General features: G+C 69.4%; 5 protein-coding genes, 1 tRNA gene and 2 pseudogenes. 4 read left to right on the plus strand and 4 right to left on the minus strand.

The features are described 5' to 3' along the window. Position 1: 1 nt before the first annotated feature. A complete protein-coding gene (hppD, locus tag JN22_RS30705) occupies positions 2–1,129 on the minus strand; it encodes a 4-hydroxyphenylpyruvate dioxygenase (RefSeq protein WP_085557717.1) in 1,128 nt (375 codons plus the stop codon). A gap of 228 nt (positions 1,130–1,357) precedes the next feature. Between hppD and JN22_RS30710 the strand changes: the two genes are divergently transcribed. The 3 genes and pseudogenes from JN22_RS30710 to JN22_RS30720 all read left to right on the plus strand — a co-directional run. Beyond that, positions 1,358–1,960, plus strand: coding sequence for a gamma carbonic anhydrase family protein (locus tag JN22_RS30710; RefSeq protein ID WP_085557718.1), 603 nt, complete (start codon positions 1,358–1,360; stop codon positions 1,958–1,960). A gap of 79 nt (positions 1,961–2,039) precedes the next feature. Then, positions 2,040–2,113: transfer RNA gene (locus tag JN22_RS30715), tRNA-Gly, on the plus strand. A gap of 487 nt (positions 2,114–2,600) precedes the next feature. Continuing rightward, positions 2,601–2,726 (plus strand): annotated as a pseudogene (locus JN22_RS30720) (transposase); the annotation flags it as partial. Between the two features lie 40 nt (positions 2,727–2,766). On the opposite strand, the pseudogene JN22_RS30725 reads toward JN22_RS30720, so the two are convergent. The 3 genes and pseudogenes from JN22_RS30725 to JN22_RS30735 all read right to left on the minus strand — a co-directional run. Next, positions 2,767–3,147, minus strand: a pseudogene (locus tag JN22_RS30725) (integrase core domain-containing protein); the annotation flags it as partial. Between the two features lie 49 nt (positions 3,148–3,196). After that, a protein-coding gene (locus JN22_RS30730) for an IS630 family transposase (RefSeq protein ID WP_143268068.1) occupies positions 3,197–4,142 on the minus strand; the annotation gives its coding sequence in 2 pieces (ribosomal slippage) (positions 3,197–3,802 and positions 3,804–4,142; 945 coding nt in all). A gap of 115 nt (positions 4,143–4,257) precedes the next feature. Further along, positions 4,258–5,396, minus strand: a protein-coding gene (locus JN22_RS30735) for an IS3 family transposase (RefSeq protein WP_143268911.1) whose coding sequence is annotated in 2 segments (ribosomal slippage) — positions 4,258–5,141 and positions 5,141–5,396 — 1,140 coding nt in all. Because the reading frame shifts where the segments join, the coding sequence is not laid out codon by codon here. 288 nt (positions 5,397–5,684) lie between these two features. On the opposite strand from JN22_RS30735, the gene JN22_RS30740 reads away from it, so the two are divergent. Further along, complete coding sequence (locus JN22_RS30740; RefSeq protein ID WP_085557719.1) at positions 5,685–12,650, plus strand: type I polyketide synthase; 6,966 nt, start codon at positions 5,685–5,687, stop codon at positions 12,648–12,650. Positions 12,651–12,663: the final 13 nt, after the last annotated feature.

Below are 12,663 nucleotides of genomic sequence, written 5' to 3' on the forward strand. Positions count from 1 at the left end.
ATCATGCGCCGGGACCGATGACGCCGCGGTTGAGCTGGTCGGCCTCGATGCTTTCGAACAGCGCCTTGAAGTTGCCCTCGCCGAAGCCATCGTCGCCCTTGCGCTGGATGAACTCGAAGAAGATCGGGCCGATCACCGTCTTGGAGAAGATTTGCAGCAGCAGCTTGGTCTCCGCCCCCTCGACCACGCCGCCGCCATCGACCAGCAGCCCGTATTCGCGCAGCCGGTCGAGCGGCTCGCCATGGTTGGGCAGGCGGTCCTCGATGCGGTCGTAATAGGTGTCGGGCGGGGCCGGCATGAAGTCCAGCCCGTTCTTTGCCAGCCGGTCCACGGTGGCGTAGATGTCGTTCGTCTCGCAGGCGACGTGCTGGATGCCCTCGCCCTTGTAGTCGCGCAGATACTCCTCGATCTGGCTCTTGTCGTCGGCGCTCTCGTTGATCGGGATGCGGATCTTGCCGTCGGGGCTGGTCAGTGCCTTGGAGAACAGGCCCGTGAACTTGCCCGCGATGTCGAAATAGCGGATCTGGCGGAAGTTGAAGAGCCGCTCGTAGAAACCGGCCCAGGTCTCCATGTTGCCGCGGCGGACGTTGTGGGTCAGGTGGTCGATGGCCAGCAGCCCGACGCCCTCGGGATGGGCCTCGCGCTCGCCGGTCCAGCGGAAGTCGACGTCGTAGATCGAACCCTGGTCGCCGTAGCGGTCGACGAAATAGAGCAGGCTGCCGCCGATGCCCTCGATGGCCGGAATGTTCAGCTCCATCGGCCCGACCGGGTTGGGGACCGGCGTGGCTCCCAGGCTCACCGCCCGCTCGAAGGCGTACCGCGCGTCGGCGACGCGGAAGGCCATGGCGCAGGCGCAGGGGCCGTGCGCCTCGGCGAAGCGGCGGGCGAAGCTGTCGGGTTCGGCGTTGACGATGAAGTTGATGTCGCCCTGGCGGTAGAGGGTGACCGCCTTGGACCGATGGCGGGCGACCGCCTTGAATCCCATCGTCTTGAACAGCGCTCCGAGCTTTTCCGGCTCCGTCGACGCATATTCGACGAACTCGAAGCCGTCGGTGCCCATCGGGTTGTCGGCGGTGATGCGCGGATCGCCGGGTTGCGAGATCGCCGCGCTGGAAACGGTGCTGGTCATCGATTCCTCATCGGGGTTGGAGCGTCGGCAGGACGGGCGTCGCCTCGTTCCCCCAACGGTTTGGGATCCATTCTGTTGCGTATGAAACTATAATCCCGTGCTTTTGCAAAGTGCGGACTTTGTCCTCATCGGCGGGCTTGGCCGGAGCCGCCGATTGCATCAGGATGCGGCCGAACCGCTCTGGACCGGCCGGAACCGGACAGACCGCCAGCGCCGAGAGGAAGACCGATGCCCGCCGACCCGATGCCCGCCGCTCCGATGGGGGCCGCTCCGACGGGGGCCGACAGCCTCGACGATCTGCGCCGCCGCCATCCCGGTGCGATCATCCAGCCCTTCAAGGGGATCCTTCCCCGCATCGCGCCGGACGCCTACATCGCACCCGGCGCCGTCATCGTCGGCGACGTGACCATCGGAGCCGAGGCCAGCGTCTGGTTCGGCTGTGTGCTGCGTGGCGACGACAACCCGATCACCGTCGGGCCGCGCACCAACATCCAGGACGGCACCATCATCCATGTGATGCTGAACGAACATCCGACGGTGATCGGCGCCGACGTCATCCTCGGCCACGGCGTCCGCCTGCACGGCTGCGCGCTGGAGGACCGTTGCCTGATCGGCATCGGCGCCATCGTGCTGGATGGTGCCGTGGTGGAGAGCGACGCGATGGTCGCGGCCGGGGCCGTGGTGACGCCACGCAAGAGGGTCGGCCGGGGCCAGCTCTGGGTAGGGAGCCCCGCCAAAATGCTACGCGAGGTGACCCCGGCGGAAATCGAGTTCATGGCCTTCGACGTGCGCCACTACGCCGGCCTCGCCCGTACCTACCGGGAGGCTTGACCACCTGTGCTGGCGCCATTGCGGCGCTTCAGATAAGCGCTTGAATTCGGCCGGCCCGTCACTTATAAACAGTCGCGACGCGGGTGTAGCTCAATGGTAGAGCAGAAGCTTCCCAAGCTTACGACGAGGGTTCGATTCCCTTCACCCGCTCCAATCTTTTCAAGGGCTTGGCTTCCCTCCAGCTCGATCTGAGCAGGCCGTACGGAAAAAATACGGAATAGCGGGAGCGGATGCTGGCGGGCAAATCCGGACAAAAATCGCCGATCTCCCCTCCGAATGATCAGCCCAAAGCCGACGCAGCAGTCGGCGATGTCGTGCCGGGCATCGGCAGGACAGTCAGATTTCGTCATTCGTGATGAAGCCGGTCAAGAGCCCCACTCCCGCCGCCCCGCCAGCCTGATCGATCCTCTGTGAAGATGTCACGGAAGCCGCCGAAACCTCTGCCGAGAGTTGGTTGGTCATGCTGTGGACGGCGGCGTTGACGCCTTGAAGATTGGCCTGCACCTCTGCGCGCGTTCCAGCGGCGGCAAAGTGGAAAGTTTCGCGGTACTGGTCGGTGGTGACGGCGATCCACTGAGATGGTCCCCGTTTCCCGGACAATTCGCTAAGCTTGGTTCGCCCAGGAAGAAGGACGGACCCGATGACGGGAAAACGGAAGCGGTATTCGGCGGAGTTCAAGGCGAAGGTGGCGCTGGAGGCGATCCGGGGTGAACTGACGGTGTCGCAGCTGGTGGCCAAGCACGGAGTGCACCAGACGCTGATCAACGTGAACTGCGCCGGGTTTCCCGGAGGCTGATTTGGTTGAGTCACGCCGCCATGGCGACATCCTCAGCTTGGGCATAGTAGCGTGCTTCGGCCTCGGCGGGAGGGATATTGCCGATGGGTTCGAGCAGGCGGCGGTTGTTGAACCAGTCGACCCATTCCAGGGTGGCGAACTCGACGGCCTCCAGGGTGCGCCATGGCCCACGGCGCCGGATCACCTCGGTCTTGTAGAGGCCGTTGATGGTCTCGGCCAAGGCGTTGTCATAGCTGTCGCCGACGCTGCCGACCGACGGCTCGACGCCGGCGTCGGTGAGACGCTCGGTGTAGCGAATGGCAACATATTGCGACCCATGGTCCGAGTGATGAATGAGACCGCTGCCCTTGACCGGCCGGCGGTCGTGAAGCGCCTGCTCCAGGGCTGAGATGGTCCCCGTTTCCCGGACAGATTTGCGGCTTTGCTAGAGTCTGTCTGATTTAAGTAGGATCGTATCCTGCATGTCGGATATATGCGGCGCACTCGTGAGGCTGGAAGTGCTCCAGCAGGTTTCCGATGCGCCGCCATACGGCTTCGATCGTCCTTTCCTCGGCTTTCCGGACCAAGGTTTTGAGCTTTGCGAACATCATCTCGATGGGATTGAGATCAGGACTGTAGGGCGGCAGGAAGAGCAGATGGGCGCCGACATTCCGTATGGCGTTGCGCGCCGCGGCTCCTTTGTGACTGCCCAGGTTGTCGAGAACGACGACATCGCCCGGTGCCAGGGTGGGCACCAGGAATTGCTCGACCCAGGCCGTAAACATGGTCCCGTTGATCGGCCCATCCAGGACCAGAGGAGCCACGATCCTGTCGTGACGCAGGCCTGCCAGGAAAGTCAGCGTCTTCCAATGGCCGTGGGGAACTTTGGCGAGGTAAGGCTGGCCCTGCGCACACCAACCCCGGGTGCGGGTCATGTTGGTCTTCACCCAGGTCTCGTCGATGAAGACCAGGCGCTTGGGATCGATCTTATGCTGGTGGGCTTTCCAGCGCGCTCGGAAGCGAGCCAGCTTCGTCCCATCCTGCTCCTTGGCCAGCAGCGTTTTTTTTGAAGCTGAGGCCCAACCGGCGCACGCATCGCCAGACGGTGTCCGGCGTCACCACTGTGCCGCGTTCCGCCAACTCCGCCGTCAGCGCCCGGATCGTCAGGTCGCCCTTCTCAGCCAGCCGCTCGCGCAGCCAATCCACCGCCTCCGGCCCCAGCACGAAGGGACGATGACCGCCCATCTTGCCCGGCTCAAGCCCTTGTCCGGCACGTTGCTTCTGACCGATCCGCACTGCCGTCGCAACTGAGACGCTGAACTGCTGCGCCACCGCGCGGGTCGTCAGGCCACTCGCCAACGCCGCCGCAATCCGCTCACGAAGATCCAGAGACAACGGACGTGCCATCAGGGTTGATCTCCCAAATCAGTCAACCCGTTGAATCACACATCCGCTCCCTCGGGAATCCCCATCTCCGATTCAGACACAAACAGACAGACTCTAAGCTTGGTTCAGGTCCGTGTCATGCCGCCAATCTGATGGGGTCCGGTGTGCCCTGGTAGGCCTCCTCCGGGGTTCTGCCGCCGAGCGCGGAATGCGGACGGTCGATGTTGTAGTAATCGATCCACCGGCCGATCCCGGCCCTCGCCTCGCTGCCGGTTTCGAAGGCGTGGAGGTAGACGCACTCGTACTTCATCGATCGCCACAGCCGCTCGATGAAGACGTTGTCCATCCACCGGCCGCGCCCGTCCATCGATACCCGGATGCCGGCCGCGGTCAAGAGGCCGGTGAAACGCGGACTGGTGAACTGGCTGCCCTGATCGGTGTTGAAGATGCCCGGCCGGCCGTGCCGCGCCATCGCCTCCTCCACGGCCTCGATGCAGAACTCGACGTCCATGGTGTTCGACAGCCGCCAGCTCAGGACCTTGCGCGTTGCCCAGTCCATCACCGCCACCAGATACAGGAAGCCTCGGCGCATCGGGATGTAGGTGATGTCAGCGCACCAGACCTGGTTGGGCCGGTCGATGGTCAGGTCGCGCAGCAAGTACGGCCAAATCTTGTGCTCGGGGTGCCGCACCGTCGTCTTCGGACGCTGGTAGACCGCTCGCAGCCCCATCCGCGCCATCAGGCGGCGAACCCGCTTGCGGTTGACCTCATGGCCGTGACGGCGCAGATGGCGAGTCATCTGCCGGCTGCCGTACCAGGGCGTTTCCAGGAACTGCTCGTCGATCCGCCGCATCAACTCCAGGTTTGCGGCCGGTTCGCCCTTGGCCGGCCCGTAGTCGCTGGATCGGCTGATGGAAACCAGCTCGCATTGCCGTGTGACCGACAACTGCGGATACTCCGGCTCGATCAGCTCTCGCCTCCGACCGACGCTCACCGACCGGAGGCCTTGCGCAAAAAATCCCGCTCCACCACCAACGGCCCGATCATCGCGTGGAGCTTTTCCACCTCCCCTTGATGGCTGGTTTCGGCGGCCTCCGCCTTGCCGGAGAACACGCCGGCCATCCCCTCCATCGCCTGCTTCTTCCACACGTTGATCAGCGTCTGGTGCACTCCGTGCTTGGCCACCAGTTGCGACACCGTCAACTCGCCCCGGATCGCCCCCAGCGCCACCTTCGCCTTGAACTCCGCCGAATACCGCCTCCGTTTCCCCGTCATCGGCTCCGCCCCCTTCCCGGGCGAACCAGACTTGTCCGATTGTCACGGAAACCGGGACCAGTTCACCCGCTGCGGTTCAGATGCGGGATTCTTTTTCAAGCGCCAGTGTCGTGAGCAGCAAAGTCAACTTGACAGCAGCTTGTTGGATTAACTCATATGGTCGGGCTTTGGAGGCCGGCTGGAAGGAATTCCACTATGTATGCGGGATAATTCCAGTGGACTGATTTCCCGGTCCGGAAGAACGCAGCCTGAATTCATCACCGAATCCCTGCCAGATCCAGGTGGACAATGAACCAAGCACCAGACACGACGCCCGCCAGCGCCGCCGGAGCCTTCCTGATCGATATCGGGCTGGACAATGTCGGGCAGGTTCTTCTTCGGGCGGCGGACGGCGATGGCGGCCTGGTGTGGCTGGACGATGACGGAGCCGCGCACAGCCGGCCCTACCGGACCCTGCTGGACGAGGCCCGGCGGATCCTCGGCGGGCTGAACGCCGCCGGCGTGGGCCAGGGGGATCGGGTGATCCTGCCGGTGAAGGGGGTGGGCACCCTCCTGCCGCTGCTGTGGGCCTGCTTCCTGGGCGGCATCGTCGCCGTGCCAATGGCGCCGCCGCCGATGGTCGAGGAGGACGCTCCGGCGCTGCGCAAGCTCCACGGCGTTTGGTCGCTGCTGGCGCGGCCCGTGGTGGTGGCCGACGGCGATCTGCCCGCCGCGCTCGCCGCCCATGCCGCGGCGCAGGGATGGGAGGGCTTCCGCGCCCTGCCGGCCGAACCGCTGTGGAATGGCGGGGCCGTGACCCGGCTGCCGCCGGTGAGTTCCGGCGATCCGGCGATGATGCCGCTGACCTCGGGCAGCACCGGCATGCCCAAGGCGGTGCGGCTGACCCACGCCAACATCCTGGCGATGGTGGCCGGCACCATCCAGGCCAACGGCTTCACCGCCGCCGACGTCACGCTGAACTGGATGCCGCTCGACCATCCCGGCGCCAACGTCTTCCTGGGCGTGATGCCGGCCCTGCTCGGCGGCTGGCAGGTCCATGCCCCGACCTCCCACATCCTGACCGACCCGCTGCGCTGGCTGGAGTTGATCGACCGCCACCGGGCCAGCGTGTCCTGGGCGCCGAACTTCGCCTTCTCGCTGATCGGGCGCAGCGCCGACCGGCTGGCCGGGATGCGGCTCGACCTGTCCTGCATGCGCTTCCTAGTCAGCGCCGGGGAGCAGGTGGCGGCGGCGACCTCGGCCGCCGCGCTGGAGCTGCTGGAGCGCTACGGCCTGCCGGACAACGCCCTGCGCCCGGCCTTCGGCATGGCGGAAAGCTGCTCGGGCATCACCTGGTCGCGCGGGCTGACGCGGGCGGAGCTGGCCGGGAACCCCGCCAGCGTCTCACTGGGCCCACCGATTCCGGGGGCGGCCATCCGCGTCACCGACGACGACGGCGCCGTCCTTCCCGAGGGCGAGATCGGCCATCTGGAGATGCGCGGCCCGTCCGTGACCGCCGGCTACACCGACAATCCCGAGGCCAACGCCGAGGCTCTGAAGCCCGGCGGCTGGTTCGCCACCGGCGATCTCGCCTACATCGCCGGCGGCGAGCTGCACATCACCGGCCGCAAGAAGCAGATCATCATCATCAACGGCCTGAACATCCCGGCCCACGACGTCGAGGCGGCGACCGAGGAGATCGAGGGCGTCGCGCCGTCCTTCACCGCCGCCTTCTCGGCGTGGAACGCCGCGCGCGGGACCGAGGAGCTGGTGCTGCTGTTCAGCCCGACCGACGCCGATCCGGCCGGTTGGGCGGAGCTGGGACGGCGCATCCGGCTGCACCTGACCCGCCGCACCGGCCTGGCCCCGGCCCATCTGGTGCCGCTGCCCGCCGACCAGGTGCCCAAGACCTCGATCGGCAAGATCCAGCGGCTGGAGCTGAAGCGCCGCTTCGAGCGCGGCGAGTTCCGCGACCGCGCCCTGCCGGCCGTCACGCCTGCCTCCGCCTCCGCCGCGGGCCCGCAACCGCCTCGGCCCGCCCGCAAGGCCGGCGGCGGTCAGGACGCCGTCATCGCCGGCATCTGGAAGGTGGCCCTCGACCTGCAGGAGATCGGGCCGGACGAGAATTTCTTCGAGATCGGTGGCCATTCGATCCTGCTGATCCAGGTCCACGGCCGCCTGAAGGAGCATTTCCCCGGCCTGGAGCTGGTCGACCTGTTCAAGCACCCGACCATCCGCACGCTGGCCGACTTCCTGCGCGAGCCGGACGCCGCCGCCACGCCGGCCGAAGCCCCGCGCCGCCGGGCCGACGGCGAGACGGAGGTCGCGGTGATCGGCATGGCCTGCCGCTTCCCCGGCGCCGACAGCGTCGCCGAATTCTGGGACAACCTGCGCGAGGGGCGCGAATCCATCGCCCGCTTCACGGTGGAGGAGCTGGTCGCCGCCGGCTTCGACCGCGGCGCGGTGTCCGCCCCCGACTACGTCCGCGCCAGCCCGGTGCTGAAGGACGCCGCCGGCTTCGACGCCGCCTTCTTCGGCTACGGCGCCCGCGAGGCCGAGCTGATGGATCCGCAGCAGCGGCTGTTCCTGCACTGCGCCTGGGAGGCTCTGGAAGACGCCGGCTACAACCCCTTCCTCACCCCGGGCCGCATCGGCGTCTTCGCCGGCGCCAGCATGAACACCTACTTCACCAACAACGTCCACCCCAACCGCGACAAGCTCGACCCGCGCGACCGCATCGACGTCTTCACCCTGGATTCCATGGGCGGATTCCAGGCGATGGTCGCCAACGACAAGGATTACATCGCCACCCGCACCTCCTACAAACTCGACCTGCGGGGGCCGAGCCTGAACGTGCAGACCGCCTGCTCGACCGGGCTGGTGGTGATCCACGCGGCGGTGCAGAGCCTGCTGAGCGGCGACTGCGCCATGGCGCTCGCCGGGGCGGCGGCGGTGCAGAGCCCGCAGGCCGCCGGCCATCTCTGGCAGGACGGAATGCTGGTGTCGGCCGACGGCCATTGCCGCGCCTTCGACGCCGAGGCCAGCGGCACCATCTTCGGAAGCGGCGTCGGGGCGGTGCTGCTGAAGCCGCTGAAGGCGGCGCTGGCCGACGGCGACCATGTCTACGCGGTGATCAAGGGCACCGCCGTCAACAACGACGGCGGCGTCAAGGTCGGCTTCATGGCGCCCAGCGGCGCCGGCGAGACGCGGGTGGTGCGCGACGCGCTGGCCGCCGCCGCGGTGCCGCCCGAAACCATCACCTTCCTGGAGGCCCACGGCACCGGAACCGCGCTCGGCGACCCCATCGAGGTGTCGAGCCTCGCCGCCGCCCTGCACAGCCCCGGCGCCCCGCGCAACGCCTGCGCGCTCGGCTCGGTCAAGACCAACGTCGGGCATCTCCAGATCGCGTCCGGCATCGTCGGCTTCATCAAGACGGTGCTGGCGCTGCATCACCGGGAAATCCCGCCGACCCTGCATTTCAAGCGCCCCAACCCGGCCATCGACCTGGAGAACGGCCCCTTCCGCATCAACACGGCCCTGCTGCCGTGGGTGCCGCCGGCGGGAGTGCCGCGCCGCGCCGGGGTCAATTCGCTGGGCATCGGCGGCACCAACGCCCACGTCATCCTGGAGGAAGCGCCGCCGGTCGAGCGGGCGCCGGTTCCCGATGACCGGCCACTGCACCTGCTGACCCTGTCGGCGCGGACGCCGGCCGCCCTGGCGGCGCTGGCGCGCTCCTACCGGCGCACCCTGGCCGACCGGCCCGACCTCGATCCGGCCGACCTGTGCTTCACCGCCAACAGTGGGCGCAAGCCGTTCGAGCACCGCCGCGCCTTCGTCTTCGATAGCCTGGAAGGGCTGCGCGCGGCGCTGGACGCGGTGGCGGACGGCCAGACCGCCATGGCGCCGGCCGCGTCCGCGGTCAAGGCGGTCTTCCGCTTCGGCGACGACGCCCGCCCCGGATTGGGGGAGGAGCTGTTCCGCACGTCGCCGCCCTTCCGCGCGGCGCTGGAGCGCTGCGACGCGATCCTGCGTGGGATCATGCCGCACGCCCTCGTCGAATGCCTGTATGGCGACGCCGGCTGGCCCGACGACCCCGCCTTCGCCCGCGCCGCCGCCGCCAGCCTCGGCGCCGCCGTCGCCGAGCTGTGGCGGAGTTGGGGGGTGGAGACGGACGGGGCCGAGGGCGGTTCCGTCGCCGGCCCGATGGCCGCCTGGGTGCTCGGCAACCAGTCGCTGGACACGGCGCTGGAGGCGGTCGTCCGCAACGAAACCGCCGACGCCCCCCTTCCCGTTCCCGGCAATGCCGTCGTCCTGGAGATGACCGCCGAGGGCTGGCGCCCGCTGCTGGAGGCGCTCGGACGATTCCACGCGCGCGGCGGCACGGTCGACTGGTTCGGCTTCGACCGCCCCTACCGGCGGCGGCGGCTGCCGCTGCCGACCTATCCCTTCGAGACCCGCCGCTTCTGGCTGGATCCGCCCAAGGCCGCTCCGGCGGTCGCGGAGGAGACGCGCCCGCACCCCCTGCTCGACCGCCGCTTCGAGTCTCCGCTGATCGCGGACGTCTTCTACGAAGGCCGGCTCGACACCGCACGGATGCCGCTGCTGGCGGATCACCGGGTCCATGGCGAGGTGGTGGTGTCCGGCGCCTGCTTCATGTCGATGCTGCTGGGCGTCGGCGGTGATGCAGCGGCCAAGCCGCGGACCGGCACGGGAATCACCATCCGCGACGTCACCTTCGTCCAGGCGCTCGTGGTCCCGGCCGATGGGGTGCGCGTGCAGTTGGCAATTCGGCCGGAGGCCGGCGGGAAAGCGGCGGAACAGGCCGGATTCACCCTGATTTCCCTGGGCGAGGACCGCAGCCACCGCAGCCACGTCACCGGAACGCTGGCCACCGTTCCGGCCGGCGGGCCGACGGTGGCTCCCCGGCTGGCCGACTGCGTGGCCGCCTGCCCCGAACCGCTGGATCTCGACCGCCATCACCAGCGGCTGGAGGAGCGCCACATCGCGCTGGGGCCCCAGTACCGCTGGATGACCGCGCTGGCCCGCGGGACGGGGCAGGCCTTCTGCCGGCTGCGCCGTCCGGCGGGCCTGGACGCCGCCACCGACGCCGCCTACGGGCTGCATCCGGGGCTGATCGATTCCTGCTTCGGCCTGATGGTCGCCGCCGTGGATCTGGAGGTGGAGGACACCTTCATCCCGTCCGGCATCGAGACGCTGCGCTTCCACCGCCGCCCGCGCGGGGACAGCCTGTGGGCCTGGGGAAGCTTCGCCCGGCAGGCCGACGGCGGCGGCGTCACCGGCCACATCCACCTGTGCGAGGAGGACGGCACGCCGGTGCTGGAGATCGCCGGCCTCGTCGGCCGGCTGGCGCGGCGCGCGCAGATCATCCCCGACGCCCCCGTCCCGCTCTACCGCGTCGACTGGGACGCCGCTCCGCTGCCTGGGGCCGGCACCGCTCCGGCGCCGGGCGCCTGGGTGATCCTCGCCGACCGGGGCGGGCTCGGCGACGCCGTGGCCCGGCGGCTCGGCGCCCGCTCCGTGCCGTGCCTGCGGGTCCGGGCGGACGGTTTCGATCCGGCCGACCCCGCCGCGCACCGGGCGCTCCTGGCCGAGGCCGGCGCGCTGTCCGCCGGCAAGGGCGTCGGGGTGCTGCATCTCTGGAGCCTCGACATCACCGCCGGCACCGACCCGCAGACCGCCCGCGATCTGGGGCCGGTCAGCGCGCTGCGGATCGCCCAGATCCTCGCCGAGGCCCCGGCCGCCGGGCCGGGCGGCCTGTGGCTGGTGACGCGCGGCGCGCAGCCCGTCGACGGCGGGCCGGTGCAGCCGCTCCAGGCCCCGGTGTGGGGGTTGGCCAAGGTGCTGCGCCTGGAACATCCGGCCCTGCCCTGCCGGACCATCGACCTCGCCCCCGCCGCCGAAGCCCCGGACGCGGATGCCCTGGATGCGGATGCCCTGGATGCGGATGCCGGCCGGCTGCTGGACGAGCTGTCCGTCACCGGCCAGCCCGAAACGGCGTGGCGCGGCGGCCTGCGCCACGCCCCGGCACTGCGGACGGTGCCGCTGCCGGCGCCACGGAGCGTTCCGCTGACCGCCGACGCCTGCTACCTCGTCACCGGAGGCTCGGGAGCGCTCGGCGGGGTGCTGCTCGACTGGCTGGCCGATGCCGGCGCGCGCCACATCGTGGTGGCCAGCCGCAGCGGCGGAATCGACGCGGAGCGGGCCGACCGACTCGGCCGTCGCGGAGTCGTCCTGCACCCGCTCGCCGCCGACGTCGCCGACACCGCCGGCTTCGAGGCGGCGTGGCGACGGCTGGAACCCGCCCTGCCCGCCCTGCGCGGCATCATCCACGCCGCCGGAGTGCTGGACGATTCGGCCCTCCTCGGCCTGACGCCCGCGCGCCTCGACGCGGTGGCCCGGCCGAAGATGGAGGGGGCGCTGACCGTCGCCCGGCTGGCGGCCCAACCGGACAAGGCGCGAAACCTGGATCTGCTGGTGCTGTTCTCCTCGGCGGCGTCGATCCTCGGCCAGCCGGGCCAGGCGAACTACGCCGCCGCCAACGCCTTCCTCGACGCCCTCGCCGCCGACCTGCGGGCGCGGGGGCGGACCGCCCTGTCGGTCGGCTGGGGGCCGTGGGGCGGGGCCGGCATGGCGGCGGCCGACCGGGTCGCCGCCGGCTTCGCCCGGCTGGGCATCCAGCCCCTGTCGGCGGAGCAGGGGCGCCGCGCGCTCGACGCCGCGCTGGCGTCCGGGCTTCCCCATGTCTGCGCCATCGCCTGCGACTGGGACCGTTACGTCCAGCAAAGCGGCGGAGGAAGCGGGCGGGCCGATCTGTTCCGCTCCCTCGTCACCCCCGCCACGGCACCGCCGCCCGCCGCCCCCGCCGGGCTGGCGGCGGCGCTCGCCCAGGCCGGGCCGGAGGAGCGGCGGCGCCTGCTGTTCGCCTTCGTCCTCGAAACGGTCACCGACGCGCTGAGCTTCACCGGGGCGGATGTGGTGGATCCCACGCTGCCGCTGATGGAGCAGGGGCTGGATTCCCTGGCGTCGGTCAGCGTGCGCGCGGCCATCAACGAGGCCCTGGACCGCAGCTTCCCCGTCAGTCTGGTCTTCGAGCACCCGACGGTCGAGGATCTCGCCGCGTATCTGGATCGCGAGACGGCTCCGCCCGCCGGAAGCGGAACCGGGAGCGAGACCGGGGCCGACGAGATCGACCTCGACTCCCTCGACCTGGACGAACTGGAGTCCCTGGTGAACCGCGCGTTGGACGCATGCTGAGTCGGAGCGGATC

Source organism: Azospirillum agricola, from assembly GCF_020005195.1.
Taxonomy (GTDB): domain Bacteria; phylum Pseudomonadota; class Alphaproteobacteria; order Azospirillales; family Azospirillaceae; genus Azospirillum; species Azospirillum agricola.